At 35.3% G+C, this 19295-nt stretch carries 19 protein-coding genes; 8 read left to right on the top strand and 11 right to left on the bottom strand.

Going from position 1 to position 19295, the window contains the following annotated elements; genetic code table 11:
- Positions 1 to 140: 140 nt before the first annotated feature.
- A complete protein-coding gene (locus Dongsha4_RS11355; RefSeq protein ID WP_330202500.1) occupies positions 141 to 1868 on the bottom strand; it encodes a succinate dehydrogenase/fumarate reductase flavoprotein subunit in 1728 nt (575 codons plus the stop codon).
- 328 nt (positions 1869 to 2196) lie between these two features.
- On the opposite strand from Dongsha4_RS11355, the gene Dongsha4_RS11360 reads away from it, so the two are divergent.
- The 4 genes from Dongsha4_RS11360 to Dongsha4_RS11375 all read left to right on the top strand — a co-directional run bounded on the left by Dongsha4_RS11360 (position 2197) and on the right by Dongsha4_RS11375 (position 7445).
- Positions 2197 to 4350: a WD40 repeat domain-containing protein gene (locus Dongsha4_RS11360; RefSeq protein WP_330202501.1), complete on the top strand. Its 2154-nt coding sequence runs from the start codon at positions 2197 to 2199 to the stop codon at positions 4348 to 4350.
- Between the two features lie 175 nt (positions 4351 to 4525).
- Positions 4526 to 5677, top strand: coding sequence for an 8-amino-7-oxononanoate synthase (gene bioF, locus Dongsha4_RS11365; protein WP_330202502.1), 1152 nt, complete (start codon positions 4526 to 4528; stop codon positions 5675 to 5677).
- A gap of 177 nt (positions 5678 to 5854) precedes the next feature.
- Entirely contained in the window at positions 5855 to 6295 is a 441-nt protein-coding gene (locus Dongsha4_RS11370) for an FHA domain-containing protein (RefSeq protein WP_330202503.1), read from the top strand.
- Between the two features lie 169 nt (positions 6296 to 6464).
- Positions 6465 to 7445, top strand: a complete 981-nt coding sequence (locus tag Dongsha4_RS11375; RefSeq protein ID WP_330202504.1) for a glycosyltransferase family 4 protein — start codon at positions 6465 to 6467, stop codon at positions 7443 to 7445.
- 12 nt (positions 7446 to 7457) lie between these two features.
- On the opposite strand, the gene Dongsha4_RS11380 is transcribed toward Dongsha4_RS11375, so the two are convergent.
- The 6 genes from Dongsha4_RS11380 to Dongsha4_RS11405 form a co-directional block, all read right to left on the bottom strand.
- On the bottom strand, positions 7458 to 8336 hold the full coding sequence (locus Dongsha4_RS11380; protein WP_217983190.1) for an IS982 family transposase: 879 nt from the start codon (positions 8334 to 8336) through the stop codon (positions 7458 to 7460).
- 39 nt (positions 8337 to 8375) lie between these two features.
- A complete protein-coding gene (locus tag Dongsha4_RS11385; protein WP_330202505.1) occupies positions 8376 to 9410 on the bottom strand; it encodes a sulfate/molybdate ABC transporter ATP-binding protein in 1035 nt (344 codons plus the stop codon).
- 130 nt (positions 9411 to 9540) lie between these two features.
- Positions 9541 to 10353, bottom strand: coding sequence for a sulfate ABC transporter permease subunit CysW (cysW, locus tag Dongsha4_RS11390; RefSeq protein ID WP_330202506.1), 813 nt, complete (start codon positions 10351 to 10353; stop codon positions 9541 to 9543).
- Positions 10340 to 11164 (bottom strand): sulfate ABC transporter permease subunit CysT, encoded by an 825-nt coding sequence (gene cysT, locus Dongsha4_RS11395; protein WP_330205427.1) that lies wholly within the window; start codon positions 11162 to 11164, stop codon positions 10340 to 10342. The genes cysW and cysT overlap by 14 nt, the downstream gene beginning before the upstream one ends.
- 128 nt (positions 11165 to 11292) lie before the next feature.
- Complete coding sequence (locus tag Dongsha4_RS11400; protein WP_330202507.1) at positions 11293 to 11598, bottom strand: NIL domain-containing protein; 306 nt, start codon at positions 11596 to 11598, stop codon at positions 11293 to 11295.
- Positions 11599 to 11610: 12 nt separating this feature from the next.
- Positions 11611 to 12672, bottom strand: coding sequence for a sulfate ABC transporter substrate-binding protein (locus Dongsha4_RS11405; protein ID WP_330202508.1), 1062 nt, complete (start codon positions 12670 to 12672; stop codon positions 11611 to 11613).
- Between the two features lie 155 nt (positions 12673 to 12827).
- Here Dongsha4_RS11405 and Dongsha4_RS11410 point away from each other — a divergent pair, with 155 nt between their 5' ends.
- Positions 12828 to 13619 (top strand): Crp/Fnr family transcriptional regulator, encoded by a 792-nt coding sequence (locus Dongsha4_RS11410; RefSeq protein WP_330205428.1) that lies wholly within the window; start codon positions 12828 to 12830, stop codon positions 13617 to 13619.
- A gap of 128 nt (positions 13620 to 13747) precedes the next feature.
- Entirely contained in the window at positions 13748 to 13912 is a 165-nt protein-coding gene (locus Dongsha4_RS11415) for a hypothetical protein (RefSeq protein WP_330202509.1), read from the top strand.
- 176 nt (positions 13913 to 14088) lie between these two features.
- Here the strand turns inward: Dongsha4_RS11415 and Dongsha4_RS11420 are convergent, their stop codons facing one another.
- Together Dongsha4_RS11420 and Dongsha4_RS11425 are read right to left on the bottom strand one after the other, a co-directional pair.
- Positions 14089 to 14763, bottom strand: a complete 675-nt coding sequence (locus tag Dongsha4_RS11420) for an N-acetylmannosamine-6-phosphate 2-epimerase (protein WP_330205429.1) — start codon at positions 14761 to 14763, stop codon at positions 14089 to 14091.
- Between the two features lie 196 nt (positions 14764 to 14959).
- Entirely contained in the window at positions 14960 to 15871 is a 912-nt protein-coding gene (locus Dongsha4_RS11425; protein WP_330202510.1) for a cation diffusion facilitator family transporter, read from the bottom strand.
- Between the two features lie 170 nt (positions 15872 to 16041).
- On the opposite strand from Dongsha4_RS11425, the gene Dongsha4_RS11430 reads away from it, so the two are divergent.
- Both Dongsha4_RS11430 and Dongsha4_RS11435 read left to right on the top strand, forming a co-directional pair.
- The gene (locus tag Dongsha4_RS11430) at positions 16042 to 16221 is read left to right on the top strand and encodes a hypothetical protein (protein ID WP_330202511.1); all 180 of its coding nucleotides are present in this window, start codon (positions 16042 to 16044) and stop codon (positions 16219 to 16221) included.
- Positions 16218 to 18278: an AAA family ATPase gene (locus Dongsha4_RS11435; RefSeq protein ID WP_330202512.1), complete on the top strand. Its 2061-nt coding sequence runs from the start codon at positions 16218 to 16220 to the stop codon at positions 18276 to 18278. Before Dongsha4_RS11430 ends, Dongsha4_RS11435 begins: the two co-directional genes overlap by 4 nt.
- Positions 18279 to 18407: 129 nt before the next feature.
- Here Dongsha4_RS11435 and psb34 read toward each other — a convergent pair whose 3' ends face one another.
- Both psb34 and Dongsha4_RS11445 read right to left on the bottom strand, forming a co-directional pair.
- A complete protein-coding gene (gene psb34, locus Dongsha4_RS11440) occupies positions 18408 to 18584 on the bottom strand; it encodes a photosystem II assembly protein Psb34 (RefSeq protein WP_330202513.1) in 177 nt (58 codons plus the stop codon).
- 104 nt (positions 18585 to 18688) lie between these two features.
- Complete coding sequence (locus tag Dongsha4_RS11445) at positions 18689 to 19216, bottom strand: DUF4330 domain-containing protein (RefSeq protein ID WP_330202514.1); 528 nt, start codon at positions 19214 to 19216, stop codon at positions 18689 to 18691.
- Positions 19217 to 19295: the final 79 nt, after the last annotated feature.

Here is a 19295-nt window from a genome sequence, read left to right on the forward strand (position 1 = left end):
TGGTTATATAATTGTAAAGACTCAGTTAGAGAAAAACATAAAGAGGTTTCTTTGAAGGGTAGATACGGAAGGGTTTACCTCTTGCCCTTTTCCCTTTTTTTCCACCATTGCTAGTAAATTTGATGATTAATGTCAAGAATTTAATATTTTCTTTCCTTTGGTTCAAACATATTTACCACAACAGGCATATAATCGATTTTTACTCCGTCTGAAGAATAGTAAGCAAGGGTATGTTGTAAGTATTGTTGATCATTTCTTGTAGGAAAATCCTCCCGTGAATGAGCACCTCTACTTTCTTGACGGTGAAAAGCAGAAGTTAAAATTATTTCCCCGACTACCATAATATTTTGCAATTCAAGGGCTTCGATTAATTCTTGATTCCAATAATGCCCCTTATCATCAAGATATATTTGACTATATTTAGCTTTTAACTCTTGAATACAGCTCAATCCTTCTCCCATAACTTCCTCAGTGCGAAATACGCCACAATGCTCCGTCATACAGTCTTGAAATTCCTTTCTTAAACTATTGATGCGGATATTGCCTTCTTGGTTAAGTAAATCTTTAATGCGTTTTTCAGCTTTAGTTAAATATTTCTTTTCATCAATGTCAGGTAAATTACGATTAGGCACATAAGATGCGATCGCACGTCCTACTCTTCTACCATAAACCACACATTCAAGGAGGGAATTACTACCGAGACGATTTGCACCATGCACAGAAACACAGGCACATTCTCCTGCCGCAAAAAATCCTTCTGTCAATTCTTCCCCATTAAGTCTCACTCTACCATCGGTATTGACGGGAATCCCCCCCATACAATAATGGGCTGTGGGACGCACGGGCATCGGTTGAGTTACCGCATCCACCCCCACTAAACGATGAGCTTCTTCCCAACAAAACGGCACACGACTCATTATCTTTTCCTTGCCCATATGGGTTAAGTCTAAATGAACGTAAATACCGCCACTACTACCATCGGGATTAATGCCCCTTCCTGCTCGAATTTCCATCACTATTGCACGGGAGGTAATGTCACGGGGTGCTAATTCCATCTGATTGGGGGCGTAATGTGCCATAAATCTTTCCCCTTCGCTGTTGCGCAAATATGCCCCTTCTCCTCGCACTGCTTCAGAAATTAAAACTCCCACAGGATACAACCCCGTTGGATGAAACTGTACAAATTCCATATCTTCTAAGGGTATGTTAACTAAGGCACTCATTGCCAAACCATCCCCAGTGGAGGCGTAATCATTGGAAGTGGTGTTAAATACCCTACCATAACCACCAGTGGCAAACATTATCGCCTTAGCGGAAACTATTTCTAAACGCCCATCACCGATGTTAAACATCACTACCCCTTTGGCTTCTTTTCCTTCAAAGATTAATTCCATCACATACCATTCTTCGTAGATAGTGACACCAAAACGGCGTAAATTATTCACTAATTCATGGAGTATAGCATGACCTGTTTTATCGGCGGCGTAACAGGTGCGTTTATGGGAATGCCCTCCAAATGCCCTCTGGGCAATTCTACCATCTTCTAAACGGGAAAATAATACCCCTAAATGTTCTAATTCGATGATCACTTCGGGGGCTTCTTTGGTAAGATATTCCACAGCGTCTTGATCTGCTAAATAGTCTGAACCTTTGACAGTGTCAAAGGCGTGGGCTTTCCATTCGTCATCTGGATCAACGTTTTTCAAACTGGCGGCAATACCTCCTTGCGCTGCCACAGAGTGCGATCGAATCGGGTGAGTTTTTGCCACTAAAGCCACATCTAAGGTAGGATTTTGTTTTTTTATTTCCAATGCCGCACGACATCCTGCTAAACCGCCACCAACAATAAATACATCATGCTTGAACATTTTGGCTTTCCCTTTTTTACCGTCACGTTTCCACTTTTCTTCTATTTTATATACATAACCTGAGTTCGAGATAAATTTTATCTATGAGTTATGAGGAAAAGAGCAAAGAAAAAAGGTCAAAGGGCAAGGGGCAAGGGGCAAAGGTAATAAACAATTAGTAATTAGTAATGATGCCGTTTAAGATTTAATTTCTCCCTAATACCCCAACACCCTAATACCCCAAATCCCCTATTTTATTACTGTCTCTATGTTGAACAAAGACTTTTTGAGTAAAGCCTAATAATTAACTATAATTATTTTGATGCCCCTAAATACAAATTTAAGTCTTATGGATGAGGATAAATTAAAGAAACTAGAAGAACAACTATACAATGATACTCCCTTCTTCGGCGATCGCATCCGACAAAATGCCGCTAAAGAGTTAATTGAAGAAAAAACTCCTCAAGCCTTGGAATTATTAATCAGAGCTTTTATTTTCAGTCAAGACAAAACTTTTCGTAATCTGATTTTAAGCAGTTTAAAAAGCATCAAAATTCAAGAAACTGCCTTAACAGATGTAATATGTCGAATATGGGCAGAAACCAGAGATGAAGAATTAAGTAAACTTATTAAGTTAAAAGGATGGGTAACAACAAGCCCCCCTGAATTGAGATTGTTAACAGCTTTAAATTTAGGATGGCGGGGCATTATCGACGAAAAAGGAACAGGAATTATTGCACCTTTAATTGATTTATATCTAACAGAAAATGATGCTTTTATCAAAAAAATAGCTCAAATGTGGCTCACTACCCTCTCTCAACCCGAACTACAAGAGGAAGTTTGTCGTCTTGCCAGTGAAGAAAATAATCAAGAAGCATTAACCTTAGCTACCGAATGCGGTTACACTCCCTCAGATCCATCTCAAGCCGCTTTATTCTGTTATTTTACACAGCAATGGGATAAATATCGAGAAATTGACCCCGATTATCAACTTTTAGAGAATTTTTACTATCATACTGCTTCAGAATTACAAGAAAGAATAGAAAAACATGGTATCGCCTTTAAAAGATTAGAGTGGATTTGGATTGTATTGGGGGGCAAAAAAGGCAGACGACTAAGAGAAATTAATAAAAGTCAATGGGAAAATATTATTCAAACAATGGTGATGGGGCAACACTGGAATTTATTAATGTCATTTGTGCCCATAGTTCCCGCAGTTTTTAGCCAGAAAATAGTTAAAAAGCTCGAAACTAAACGTTTAGCCATTAAAGAACCCGAATTAAAGCAAAAATTAACTCAATTAAGTCAATTATTTCAAAATATTAAAAGCAATATTCCTCCTCAAGGAAATTTAGTTCGTTGTTACCACACCTTAGAAGGACATTCCAAAGCTATAGAAGCGATCGCAATTTCTCCTGATTGTAAAACATTAGTTAGTGCAGGAGATGAATTAATTAGAGTCTGGGATATAAATACAGGACAACTGTTGAATACTCTTAACGGACATTTAAAACCCATTACTAGCCTCTGTTTAAGCGGTGATGGCACGATTTTAGCTAGTGGCAGTCGAGATAAAACAGTTTCTTTATGGCGTTTACCTGAAGGTAATTTAATTGGTAATTTATCGGCAAATACTGCTTCTGTATGGTCTTTAGCTATGACGAAGTCCGCTAAACTGATAGCTAGTGCTAGTTACCAAGAAATAAGGTTATGGCAATATCCCCAGAGTAGATTATTTAAAAATTTACGGGGACATCAAAGGGAAGTAGAAAAAGTGATTCTATCCCAAGATGACAGTTTGTTAATTGCTGGAGGGGGAACAAAAGATAATAGTATCAGAGTATGGCGTTTACCAGAAGGAGATCATCTTTATAATTTATTTGGTCATCAGGATGCCATTTGTGATTTAGCTGTTACCTCGGATAACAAAATTTTAGCTTCTGCCAGTAAAGATCACACAATTAAATTATGGTCTTTAGAAGAAGGAAAAGAAATTGCTACTTTAGAAGGACATTTAGGGAGAGTTTGGTGTTTAGCAATTACCTCTGATAATGAAAACCTTGTGACTGGTGGTGATGATGGTACAGTGAAAATATGGTCATTAACCACCCATAATCTATTAGATACTTTTACTGGTCACGAAGATGGTATTTTTTGTTTAGATATTAGCCCTGATGGACGCTTATTAGCTACGGGAGGAAGAGATAAAACCGTGAGAATGTGGGATTTAACCACAGGAGAAAATGTTAATACTTTAAATGTACATCAAGGAATTATCACTCGAATAAAATTTACTGATGATGGTACAAACTTAATAACAGGAAGTGGCGATCGCACCTTAAAAATATGGCGTTGGGATTTATCCCGACTATGTAATATGTCACCCCGCTTAATGACCAAAGAAGATAAACAATGGCTTAAATCAGCCCTAGAAAGCGGACATCTCACCCCCCAAGAACAAGAATGGATTACCTTATTAGCTAAGTTGCAAAAGAATGAGTAGAGAGTTCGGAGAGAACGCTCGAGCGCTCGTACACTCCTTTCAGTCGTGAACGGAGTTCGGTTACAGATGTCAAGGTATTGGGGTATTAGGGTATAGGGAGTGTTACGGGGAGGTTAATTAAACTCTTTTGCCTTTAACTTTGCCCCTTTAACTTTGCCCTTTTTGCAATCAATTAATGTCTTCTTTAAACAATTATCTTTCTCAATCTTTAAATACCATCAAAAAAGCCCATTGGTATCGTCAAGAAAAACTGATAACGGGTTTGCCTTCTGCTGTGGTAGAAATGGAAGGACAAAAATTAGTTAATTTTGCTAGTAACGATTATCTCGGATTAGCAGGAGACTCCCGACTTATTCAGGCAGGAATTGAAGCCTTAAAACAATATGGTACAGGTAGTACAGGATCGCGCCTTTTAAGTGGACATAGGAAATTACATCAAGAATTGGAAGATGCGATCGCATCATGGAAACAAGTCGAAAAAGCCCTTGTTTTTAGTTCGGGATATAGTGCGAATATCGGCACAATCACCGCTTTAGTTAAACAAAAAGATCTAATTTTAGAAGATGAATATAATCACTCTAGTTTAAAAAATGGAGCAAAACTAAGCCAAGCAAAAACAATTGAGTATAAACACGGAAATATTCAAGATTTAACCGAAAAAATAGCTCAAAACCGTCACCAATATCGCCATTGTTTAATTGTTACCGACAGCGTTTTTAGTATGGATGGAGATTTGTGTCCATTACCCGAATTAGTTGCCATTACCGAAAAATTCGATTGTTGGTTACTGATAGATGAAGCCCATGCCACGGGAGTTATAGGTAAAACAGGAGCAGGTTGCTTGGAACATTTTGGGGTAAAAGGAGATAATATTATTCAAATTGGGACTTTAAGTAAAGCAATTGCTAGTCTGGGAGGTTATGTTGCAGGGAGTCAATTACTAATTGATTTTTTACGTAACCGTTGCCCCACATGGATTTATACCACTGCCCTTTCTCCTGCGGATACCGCTTCAGCATTAGCCGCTATTAACCTGATTCAAAAATACCCTGAAATAAGAACCCGATTATGGCAAAATATCAACTTATTTAAAGAAATATTAACTACACTCAAAATCGACTTTTTTCCAACAGAATCAGCCATTATCTGCGTAAAAAACAAAACTGCGAAACAAGCACTACAATGGAGCTTAAAACTGCAAGAGAAAGGGTTTTTCGTTCCTGCTATACGTCCGCCTACAGTCCCCACCAGTCGCCTTCGTTTTTCCGTTATGGCTACCCATGAAAAACGTCATTTCGATGATTTACAATCTTATTTGGGGAGTTAAAACTATCTGCTTAACCCCCCAATTTAAAATTTTTCACACCTAAGTGTTTTTTTAAAGATAATATAAAGAGAAAAAAATATATAGAATCTTTATTTATTTTCAGTATAAGCACTTATGCAAGTTAAGATGGTATTATCAAACTCAATCATTAATGATTTACCTAGAGAAGGGTCAACAATGACAAAACATCCTGCACAACCCCACAAAGCCCATATCTTAATCGTAGAAGACGATAAAGGCAGAAGGGAACTTTTACTCAGGAAAAGTAAATATACTATTGGTAGAGCGCAACAATGTGATATTAGGATTCACTCTCCTTTCGTGTCACGTTATCACGCCACTTTAATTAGACAGTTTGATAATCAGGGATATATTTACTATCAAATTTGCGATGGAGACGGCAAATCTAGTTTTAGTGCAAATGGTATATTAGTCAACGGAAAAAAGGTTGCCAATCAAGAGTTAAAACACGGTGACAAAGTAATTTTTGGACCACAAGTATCAATTACTTATCAACATTGTCAGAGAGACATATTCCCTTCTTTACCTCCTGATGATCCTTTTGATATAACTTTAATTGATCCTGCGATGATGGTGAGTGAATGGGAGGAGGTTTGAAGCGAAATTATTGGTTAGGGGTTTAGATTAGATATTGAGGATTCGGAGATGCACAGAGAAAGATTAACAACTATTAATAACTATTAATTCTTAAAATTCTTGACAGAAAATAAAGGATCATGAAAAATGAATTGAGTTCATCAAGGCTCTATGAGATGGGATTATTATAATGGCTTTTACTCTTACTTTTTTGGTTGGTAGTTTTTTGATCAGTTTGCTATCTGTTTTCATTATTATACAAAACTTTAGTAAGCAACTTTTGGATATACCCAATGAGCGTAGTTCTCATGTTCGCCCCACTCCGAGGGGAGGAGGCTTGGGTTTTATTATTAGTTTCATTATCGCTATACTATGTTTACAGTTTGTTTCTACTCCTTATTTTACGGTTGACCCTTTTTTATTGGTAATTATTTTACCTTTAGCTATTATTGGCTTTTTAGATGATCGTTTGAATTTACCTTCTTTGGTAAGATATGGGGTGCAATTAGTCACAGCCATTTTAGGGGTGATTCATTACGGTATTTTTCCTCAACCTTGGTTAACTAATATTGGCTTAGTTGGTGTTATTATTGCAGGAATTTTAACGGTTATTGGTTTTACTGCTTTAATCAATTTTTATAACTTTATGGATGGTTTAGATGGTTTTGTGGTTAGTATTACTATCATCCAATTGAGTTTTATCGCTTTTTATCTCAATCAACCGATTTGGTGGCTTTTGATTGGGGCTTTATTTGGTTTTTTGTGGTGGAATTGGTCTCCTGCTAAAATTTTTATGGGAGATGTGGGCAGTACTGTTTTAGGTGCTATAAGTGCGATCGCACTTATTCAAGTTCAAGATACGACTATTGCTTGGTCAAGTTTAGCCATTACTCTACCCATTACTGCTGATACTATCTATACTTTGATTGTCCGCCTACGTCGTAAAGAAAATATATTTCAAGCCCATAGAACCCACATTTATCAAAGATTACAACAATCTGGCTGGAGTCATCGTCAAGTGGCCTTAACTTATAGTATTCTCACAGGTGCGATCGCACTTTTAATTATTAATTTACAAGTAATTGGTAGTTGGTTAAGTTTAATGCTTGTAATTGGTTTAATTTTCTTTGCTGAAAACTATATATCACAACAAATGACTAAACTAAATTAACCTGAGTTTTGGTTAAGCAGATTGAGGTAAAATCCATTCTAAGGAAAGGTGGGGCTTTTTTGGTTGATGACAATATGCGATTAACCCACATAATATATTGACACAGAAATTTATTGGTGAACGATGACGAGAATGTTCTATTTGTGATATGTTTTTGAGCTGATCATTGATTGTTTCGACAATCGCTCGTTTCCGAGATAAAAGTTTGTCATGAAGTCTCATTAATTTGTTCTTCATATTGCGTCTGGGTTTAGCAAAAAACTCAATACCAAAATCTTTCAGTAGCTTTGTGGCTAATTTTTGTGAGACATAACCTCTATCACCAAAAACTTTTCCCCAAAGCTCTTTTAAAAGATCGACTACAGGTTTACGGTCATCGACATTACCTGGGGTTAAACTCATATTCACAATTTCCCCCAGTTCATTGACTACCAGATGGAGTTTAAAACCAAAAAACCAATCCACAGAGGTTTTGCCTCTTTGAGCTAAATTTTTAAATACTTTATGTTGGCGAATACGGCGATTATGACAAACTTGGATCTTAGTAGAATCAATAAAACTAATTCCGGTACAGTTACCAAAACAGTGCTTGAGGTAAACACACAAGGGAATAATCGTTGATGGAATCCATTGGACAAAACGTTGATAACTGGGAAGTTTGGGAAAAGCAGAAGTCCAATATTGTTGAACGTGATTAAGATAAAAATGTTTGAAATTACGGTAATGATTTTGGTGAAAAGCAATGAGAATAGTCATAATTTCACTTAAACACAGACTTTTAGTACGAACACGTTGGACAGCACCATGAGAGATAAGTTTTTGTTGCCATTGAGGCTCAAATTGTTGGCAGAAATCATCGACATGACAAAATAAATAATCTAAATTAAACATAGGGCAGTAGTTAGTTGATGGTTTGTTATATTCAGCTTACTATCTGCCTGTTTTCTTATCCAAAACTGAGGTTAAATTAGTCTGAAAACTTTTAACTTTAACAGGTTTAATATAGACAGTTTGATCATAAATCAAATTAAGATTATCAAATTCTTCTCTACTTAAATGAGCTGTAATTTCCCAACCATCATTTAATAATAATTGTACCTGAATTTCCCATCCCAAATGAATAATTCTCTTCACCTTTGCTTCACTACTAAAATCATCTTTTTCTAGTAGAATATCTAATTCATGAGGGCGAATAAAAATCTCAGAATTTTGATGATTATTCATATTAAATAAAGGCACATGACTAGGTAAAACATTCACCTCACCAATAAACTTCATTACAAAAGGTGTCGCAGGATGATCATAAATTTGGGCAGGAGTGCCAATTTGTTCAATTTTACCCTGATTCATGACTACAATTTCGTCTGCAACCTCCATCGCTTCTTCTTGATCATGGGTAACAAATACGCTAGTCACATGGACTTCATCATGCAATCTTCTTAACCATGCTCGTAATTCTTTCCGCACCTTTGCATCCAATGCCCCAAAAGGCTCATCCAATAGTAATACTTGAGGTTGCACCGCCAAAGCCCTAGCCAGAGCAACTCTCTGCCGTTGCCCACCAGATAATTGAGAGGGGAGGCGATCGCCCAAACCTTCTAATTGAATTAAACTTAATAATTCGTCAACTTTTGCCTTAATACGTTGTTTTGATACCTTGCGAATTTGTAAGCCAAAAGCAATATTTTCTCTGATAGTCAGGTGTTTAAATAAGGCATAATGTTGAAAAACAAATCCAATATTTCGCTTACGAATATCAAGATTAGTGGTATCTTTTCCATTGATAATAATTTGACCAACATCAGGAGATTCTAAACCTGCGATCGCCCTTAAAAGAGTTGATTTACCTGAACCAGAAGGACCTAATAAAGCCACTAAAGTATTAGGTTTTACCTCTAAATTAATATTATCTAAAGCGAGGAAAGAACCGAAATTTTTAGAAACGTGATTAACAATAATACTCATAGAATTAAGAATTAAAAATTAAGAATTAAGAATGAATAATGAAAAAATTAAAAATTTAAAAAATTAAAAAAGTTGGTAGTTACGACTTTAGTCGTTAACCAAAGGCTAAAGCCTTTACCACAAGCCAAAGTTAAACTTCCTTGATTTTTGTCTTTCTTTCGAGAATTTCCTTAAAAATCAGAGTTAAAGCCGCTAAAAATCCCAATACCACCGCCGCACTAAAAGCCGTTTGAGTTTGATAATTTTTATAAGCCAACTCCACAAAAATAGGTAAAGTCGCAGTTTTGCCAATGATACTCCCAGAAACTACCGCCACCGCACCAAACTCCCCCATCGCACGGGCATTACATAACAAAACCCCATACAACAACCCCCAACGGATACTTGGTAACGTCACCCGCCAGAAAATTTGCCAATCACTAGCACCTAGAGTTCGAGCCGCTTCTTCTTGCTCTGTTCCTACTTCCTGTAATACTGGGATGACCTCCCTCGCCACGAAGGGAAAAGTAACGAAAATAGTAGCTAATACCATACCGGGTAAAGCAAAGATGATTTTAACGTCGAAATACTCCAATAAAGGATTAAACCAACCATTTCTGCCGTATAAAAGCACAATCATCAAACCAGCCACCACAGGAGAAATAGAGAAAGGTAAATCAATCAAACTCATTAAAAACGCCTTTCCCTTAAACTCATTACGGGCAATCACCCAAGAGGCACATAAACCAAAAATCGTGTTTAAAGGTACACTAATGAAAGCGATAATCAAAGTCAGTTTAACCGCTTCAATAAATTCCCTTTGTTGTAAAGCCTCCCAAAAAGGTTGCATCCCTAAATGGAAAGCCTCATAAAAAACCGCCACCGCTGGAATTAACAATACCAATGCCAAATAACCAACGGCAATGACAATTAACCATGTTTCCAAAGACTTAACTTTCTGCATAACGTCTCCCCCATTGTTGTAGCAAATTAATTACCAGTAACAGAATTAAAGAAATAAATAGTAAAACAGTACCAATAACTGTTGCTCCCACATAGTCATATTCTTCCAAGCGTTGAAAGATTAACACTGGTGCGATTAAATCTTGAAAAGGAATATTAGAGGAGATAACCACAATTGAACCATATTCTCCCACTGCCCGAGAAAAACCGAGAGCAACCCCTGTTAAAATAGGCGGAATTAAAGGGGGTAAAATGATTTTAGTGAAAGTTTGCCAATCCGTTGCCCCTAAACTCCAAGCCGCTTCTTCCACTTCCTTTTCCATTTCCTGCAATACAGGCTCTAAAGTACGAACGACAAAGGGCAAAGAAATAAACAACATCGCCACAAATACTCCTAATTGAGTAAAAGCGATTTTGATGCCAAAAGGTGCAAAAAATTGTCCAATCCAGCCCGTATCACTATAAACTGTTGCCAAGACTAATCCCGCCACCGCAGTGGGTAAAGCAAAGGGAATATCAATAGTCGCATCGATAATTTTACGAAAAGGAAACTCATATCTCACTAAAACCCATGCCACCAATGTGCCGAGAATCCCGTTAATCCCTCCTGCCAATAACGCAGTAATAAAGGTGACATTATAGGTAGCAATAGCGATGTCAGATGTGGCAACTTGCCAAAATTGAGAGAATCCCAAAGTAGAAGACTTAATAATTAAAGCTATCATGGGAATAATGAGAATAATCGTTAAATAACCGATAGTTATTGCCCAGGGAAGGGAAATTTTCTCAAAAATGCGGGTAATATCTTTCATTTTTGTCGTGAAAGGTGGCTCGTAGAATAAATTAACCATATAAAATTAAGAATTTAAGAGGTGTCAGGTGTCAGGTTTCAGGTTTCAGATGTTATTTAATTTCTCTTCCCTACTTACTTATTACTTACTCAATCTTGTAATAACCAACCTTCAAAATCCCAGTCTTGGAGTAGGATTTGTTTATTATCTTGATTTGTCCAAACTTCTATTTCTAAGGTAGAAAGATATTCAAGGGCGAGTCTGAGAGAGTTTTTTGTGCCTGTTAAGATTAAATTAAACCAACCATCTCCATCGGCTTCTTCTCCCAATAAGGCGGAGGTAATGTTAACTTTTAAATTGCAGGTGGAGGCTAAGTCGAAAATGATTGACTGTTGCAAGTATTTTGGGGGGATATGTAAGGATATTTTCAAAGATTGTGGTTGAGTGATAGTCATGTCATTAATACCTCATTTTTTATTAATACGAGCGAACATTTGATCGAATACTCCTCCTTCGCCAAAAAATTGATCTTGAACTTTTGCCCAACCACCGAAATCATCGATGGTAAAGAGATTTTGAATGGGAGGATATTGGCTTTCAAATTCCTTGAATACCTCTGGATTGGAAGGGCGAAAACCTACTTTGGCAAATTCTCTTTGGGCTTCTGGGGTGAATAAATACTCGACAAAGGCTTCTGCTACTTCCCTTGTACCGTTTTTATCCACATATTGATCAACTACAGCAACAGGGTTATCAATGGAGATATTGTAGTCAGTGGGAACAACGTAGGGTTGTTTTTCTCCTTTCAATTCAGCGAGGAGAATTTCATTTTCATAGTTAAGAAGAATATCCCCTTGCCCTTGTTTATAGAATACGTCACTGGCTTCCCTTGCATCTTTGGGCAGTATTGGCACATTGCCATAAATTTGAGTAACGTAGTTTTCCGCTTGTTGGGTAGTGCCTCCAGACTGAATTACTTGCCCCCATAATGCCATAAAGTTCCATCTTGCACCCCCAGAGGTTTTGGGATTAGCGGTAATAACTTTGATGTCTGGGTTGGTTAAGTCTGTCCATGTTTTTACTTGTTTACCTCCTTCTCTGGAAACGAAAGCCACTACTGATTTAGTGACAATACTGTTATCTGGGTTTTCCTGTTGCCATCCTGCCTCTATTAATCCCACTGATTCTATTTTTTCTACATCAGCAGATAAAGCCAGGGCAACCACATCGGCTTCTAAACCGTCAATTACTGCCCTAGTTTGAGAGCCAGAACCGCCATAACTCTGATTAAACGTGACTTTTTGTCCTGTTTTTTCTTCCCACTGTTGGGCAAATTGAGGAATGATTTTTTCGTAAGCACTTTGGGTAACAGCAAAGGAAGCAAGGGTTAAGGTTATTGGTTTATTCTCCTCTGTTACTACCTGATTTTCCCCTGTGGCATTGGATACCTGATTATTTTCTCCACAACTATTTATTAATGTACCTAGTGCGATCGCACCTATTAAGAGGAGATTTTTATTTATAAGCATAATTTATTTCTATTTGTAGGGAAATATTTATTGATTCCAATACTAAATGATTTTAGAAAAAATTTCAATACATTTAAGATGCAATTTTAATTAAAAGTCAATTTTCTCTGAGTTGTGAAAAGATGAAAGTAAGAAGTAACGGTAATTTACAGGGCATGGCACAAGAAAAAGAGAATCAGCAATCAAATATTGTTAATTTCTTAACGACGAATACTTATTTGTTTAAGGGCTTCACAGAAAAGGATTTATGGGAATTTTTGCCCTCAGAAGGATTAATTCGAGAGAAGTTATTTTCTAATCGCCCAGTATTTACGGCTTTTTTACCCGATGAAAGTTTAGATAGTTTGTATATAGTTTTAGAAGGAGGACCTGTAATCGTTCGTAGTAATCCTCTGGATCGTATTATTTCTCTCACTTATGCAGGGGGATGTTTTGGCATGAGAAGTCTTAATTTTAGTTTTGGTATGGCAACGAAAAGTTTTCCTAGTTTGGTAGAGGCTTATAAAACTACTTATGTCACCAAAATTCCTTTAGACAATTTCATTAAAATATACGAATCTTATTCCTTAGTGCGCGATCGCTATGCTAAATTATTTGAACTAAGAGAAAAATTTACTTATCACATTCTCAATTGCAGTAGTTATCCTCCTCAAGCAGTAGCGGCTTTATTAAGGGCATTAATTTATCAAGAAAGAGAATTAGAACATCAACCTAATCGTGATGGTATTTATATCTTAGACTTATCCGCAGAAGTGATCTCAAAAGCCTGTCAACTAAATCAACGTACTGTGGAACAAGTATTGAAGGGAATGCAAAAAGAAGGTTTAATCTATCTCGATAAAGATAATGACACCTCCGAAGATGTTATTCATATTCTCAATGCAGAGGCTTTGAAAGAAGTTTATAGTTCAACCAGAGACAAGGTTTCTTGGTGGCCTTTAAAATAATTGGGAAAATAAGGTCAATATTAAATTTCAGTAACAATTGATACATTATCATCGAAAAAAAGTTATGATTTGATAAGTTAAAAGAATAAATATCAATCTACTTATCGTTATTGAGTGAGGGTAAAAGCATGGGTTTATTTGGAAAAAGCAAAAATTCGGGTACAAGCGTAAAAGCTCATAGAGAAAATTTAAAGAAAAACCTAGAGCATCGTTTGACGGTTGCCAGAAGCAACGGAGATGAGAAATTAGTAAGACAATTAGAACAAGAAGCGGCTGATCTTAATTTAAGTTAGTTATATTTTTTATAGGGTATTTATCAGGGGTGACTAAATGCTAACCCCTATTTTTTTGCTTGGAATTATTTTTTTTACGAGTCAGAAGCTAGGGATTGGGGTGTTGGGGTATTAGGGAGAAATTTATTAAACACTTTTGCCCCTTGCCCTTTACTGCTAGATGATATATGTTGGTGTCATTTTATGGCTTTAATGAAACTGTGAGCTAATAAGTCAATACCTGTAATTGCTGTGCCGACAACGACACAAAAACAACCTAAATCAAGAGCTTTTTTTGCTTCTTCTGGGTTTTTGATTCCCCCCTCACAAATAATAGGTGTGTTAATCTCCCTGACTAATTCTTCTATTAAATCAAAATTGGGAGGAGTAAATTGTCTTGTGTCTTGAGTATATCCATAAAGAGTTGTGCCAATGAAATCAACTCCTAAATCTCTGGCGATAATCGCATTTTCTCTGGTATCAATATCCGCCATTACCAACTTGCCTAAATTTTGCTGAATATGGGGAATTATTTTTTCTAGTGTTTCTCCATTAGGACGTTTTCTTTGAGTTGCGTCAATAGCTATTATATCAGCTCCTGCCTCCACAACTGCGATCGCATCTTCTAAACGAGGGGTAATATAGACATCAGAATCTAACCCCATTTGTTTCCATAAGCCGATAATAGGAATATCAGGTAATAATTTTCGCACTGCTTTGATGTGATTGGGGCTATCAATGCGTAATCCTTTTGCTCCCTGATTTACACAAGCTAAGGCTATATTAGCAATAATATCAGGATCATGTAAAGGTGAGTTGCTGGGGGCTTGACAAGATATAACAAGACTAGATTGTAATTCTTTCATCGAGATTATTAATTATGGCTTTTTTATTTTAGGTAAGCTAGGAGTGCATCTTAAGTTTACTGGTTAGAGTAGGAAAAGGAAATGAGGTTATAAGGGAAAAATAAGGGCTTGGAGTGTTGGGGTATTGGGAGAGTTTCTTTTAAGGAGAGAGACAGAGGGGTTTGCATGAGTGCCCCTTACCCTTTACCCTTTTGAAATCTATTTATCCATAACTAATTTTAGGAGACTTATATTCTGGTGGTTCAATATGAATTAAAATCCTAACAGGTGCAAATTTTTCTTCTAGTTTTCTCTCTATTTCTTCTGTTATATCATGGGCAATTTTTACATCTTCGGTATCAACAATTAAGTGCATTTCAATAAATATTTGTCTTCCTAATAAACCCCTTGATGCAATGTCGTGGCAGTTAATTACTCCCGGTACTTCTGTTACTATTTTATGTATTAATTCAGGTGCGATCGCAACTTGATCAACTAACCAAGGAAGATTGCTTGTTAAAACTTGCCAACCACTTTTTAAAACTAAAAAAGCGACAGGAAAAGCTAATAATATATCTAAATATTGTAGCTGAGGTAAATTTAATCTTTCACTTTGCCAAACACCAATTAAACCAAATAACACACTAATTGTTATCCACACATCACTCATGGTGTGGGTAGCATCAGCAATTAAAATTTTACTGCCTATTTTATACCCCACATTTCGCTCATAAAAAGCAACAAAAATATTGATACCCAAAACAATAATTAAAAGCCATAATTCATTGCCTCCAATTTTAACAGGATCACCCCCAAAAATAATTCTATTTAAAGCACCAGTAATAATTTCAAAACAGGCAATTCCTAAAAAAGCGGCAATCCCTAAAGCACCAATCGCCTCAAATTTTTGATGTCCATAGGGATGATCTCTATCTGGTATAGGAGATGAAAGTTGATTTGTTACTAAGCCTAAAATATTGTTAGCACTATCAGTTACACTATGTAAAGCATCTGCTTGTAAACTTAATGAGCCTGTTATTATACCAACAATTGCTTTTAATAATAAAACAACCAAATTTAATATTAATGTAATGATTAGAACCTGCCGAACTTTTTTGCGATTATCTTGAACCATTTTTCATTTATTAATTGATGATAAAAAATAACAAACCAACTATTATTCTATATTTATTATAGTCTTAACTCATGAGAAAAAAATTAAATTATGTAAAAAAAATCTAAAAAAAATAGGCTCATTACAGAAATACTTTATAATAAAAACAAGGTTTATTGATAAGAATTTTCATGATTTATCAGAATAATTATAATTTAGAACATATCACAGAACCAATTAACAGTGCAGAACCAGAAATCAAACTGATTGTTGAGCAAGTTTTACAACTAGAAAAAGATAAACTATCTCAAAAGAATAGTCGTTATATAAATGAAGATATTTTAAACATTATTAGAAACAATATCCAATGAAAATTATCAGCTTACAACTAGCAAATTTTCGTCAATTTTACGGTAAAACTCCCATTATTAATTTTAGCTATGGTCAAAAAAATACCACAGTTATTCATGGTAATAACGGAGCGGGAAAAACTGCCATTCTTAATGCTTTTACTTGGGTTTTTTATGAAAAATTTACTGGGGCTTTTTCTGAACCTCAATCCTTAGTTAATAAAAAAGCAATTCAAGAAGTAGAAGAAGGAGCTTCTGTTGAGTGTTTTGTTGAGGTAATATTTGAACACGATTATAAAACTTATCAGTTAAAAAGAAAATGTTTTGGTAGTAGAAATAAACAAAATCAAATCCAAATAACAACTCCTCAATTATTCATGATGATTACAGGAGATGATGGTAGATGGCAACATCCTTTACAGCAACCAAAAGACATTATTGAAAAAATTTTACCTCAAAGTTTACACGGATATTTTTTCTTTGATGGTGAACATATTGATCATTTATTTAGAAGTCAAGAAAGACAAAAAATTGCTGAAGATACTAAGGAATTAATTGGGGTAAAAGTATTAGAAAGGGCGATAAGTCATTTAAAAAATGCTAAAAAACATTTTCATGAAGAATTAGAATCTTTAGGAGATATACAGATAAAAAGTCTTTTAAAAGAAAGAGAAAAACAGTGCAATTTAAAAGAAAAGCTAAAGAATAATTTTGAATTACTTAAAGAAAGATTAGCTAAGTTACAGACAGAAAAAGATAATATTTCTCAACAAATGTTAGAAGTAAGTGGTATAGAAAACTTACAGCGATTAAAACAGAAATTGCTACAGCGAGAAAAAGAATTAAGAATAACTTTAGTTGATACTCAACAAAACATAAAAAAAGAGATTAGCAGTAAAGGCTATTTAGTATTTTTATCTAAGACTTTTAAGGAATTTCAAGAAATAGTTAGTCAGATGAGGGAAAAAGGAGAATTGCCCATCGGAATCAAAAAAGAATTTATTGAGCAATTATTAAAACAACATCGTTGCTTATGTGGTAATCAATTAATTCCTCATAGTTTTAGTTATCAAGAGGTAGAAAAATTATTACAAAAAACAGGTAGTAGTGAATTAGAAGAAATTTTAATTCGTTTGGAAAGTAGTGTGAGTAATTTATTAGAATTGAGAGAAAATTTTTGGAAAAATATTAATGAATATCAAGATGTAATTAATAATTGTCGTCTGGATTTGAACCAAATTGAAAATGAGTTAGATAATCTTAATGAGCAACTAAGAAAATATCCTGATAAAAATATTCAACAGATGCAAAAACAATTGGATAATATAGAAAATCATATCCGTCAAGTAATTTTAAATCAGGGAGAAATTAACCTTCAATTAGATAATTTAGAGGAAGAGTTAACCAAGCTAGAAAAACAGATTATCAAGCAAGAGATAAAAGCAGAAAAGGAAAACTTAATTAAACGAAGAATTGAGGCAACACAAAAAGCGATTGATTGTATTTTAGAGGTGAAGAAAAGATTGGAAAACCAATTCCGTTTAACCTTAGAAAAAAGATTACAAGAAATTTTTACATCCATTTCTTTCACTCCATATAAACCTCTATTAAATGAAAACTATGAATTAAATTTAGTAGAAAATACTTTGGGTATTCCTTTACCTGTTGCCGCTTCTACTGGAGAAAATCAAATTTTGAGTCTTTCTTTTATTGGTGCAATTATTGATATGGTGAGAAAATGGTCAAAGGAAAGTCGTTTAGTCAATCTCAATTCTAGTAATTTTCCTATTGTTATGGATTCTCCTTTTGGCAGTTTAGATGAAATATATCGTCGTCAAGTAGCCAAAATTATCCCTAAGTTAGCTAATCAATTGATTGTGTTAGTAACTAAAACTCAATGGCGTAATGAGGTTGAAACGGAGATGAATAGTTATATTAATAAACAATATGTTTTGACATATATATCGTCTAAGGATGATTGTCAAGAAGATGTAATTATTCTTAATAATCAAGAATATCCACTGGTGAAAAGAAGTGAAAACCAGTTTGAATATACGGAGATTGTCGAGGTGATTTGAAGGGAAAGAATAGGGGAGAGAGGGAAAAAAGGAAAAGAAAATAGTTAATTAATTCCTCATTCCTCATTCTTAGTTTTCAATTTCTAACTATACTCGATTCCTAATTCCTGATAGAATCTCAGTGATTACTTAGACGTTAGAAGCATAAAATGCGATCGCAACTACGCCACCTAAAAGGATAACCGCTAAAGCACCCCAAATAACATAATTACGCTTTTCGTTTTTGCTAGGGGGTTCAGCCTGATACACTTTAGGCTCGTTAGCAAAGTTGTTTAATCTGCCGCCGTCTTCTGTAGTATATGGCATAGTATATAACCTCATGTAAAATGACTTTAGTGTGATTATATTCAATCACATACTTATTGTCTAATAAAAATGACCAGTTAAATCTTAAGTTTTACCTTTTGATGTTATTGCTTCTTTCTGACATCAATCACACTGCCACGAAAATTATAATTACTGCCGTCTAATTCTAAGACTGTACCAATTTTTACTTTTTGGTTGGCTAAAATTGCGCCATCATTAGTCATAGAACCTTTACCATTCATGTATAGAATCATATCTGTACTTAAGGCGACAATGGGACGAGGGTCTGGCAAGGATTTTACGCTACCATCAGGTTGAGTCGCAACTACATAATTAGGTAATTCCTCCACAGACTCTATATTTAAACTTCCTGCAGGTTCATTTCTGACAATAATTTTAACGGAAGAATTTTCTAGTGAACCAAGAAACTCTTGAGGATTTTTGACGCTTAAACCCCTTACTAACAAATTTAATTCTATAGTATCTCCTCCACTACCCACTTGTGCGATCGAACCTTTTGGACCGGGTACAATAAAAATACCAATTAAAACTAAAACTATAACTGCGATCGCACCTAAGTCTAAAATATTAATTTTGCCGAATAAACGACCTTTTGAGTCGATAATTTTCATACAATTTAACCATCAAAAATGACTCCTCAAAATATATCATAACCTGAGGGGAATTGATGATTTTTTCCCCCAAGAGTCA

The sequence above is a fragment of the Cyanobacterium sp. Dongsha4 genome (genome assembly GCF_036345015.1).
Classification (GTDB): Bacteria; Cyanobacteriota; Cyanobacteriia; order Cyanobacteriales; family Cyanobacteriaceae; genus PCC-10605.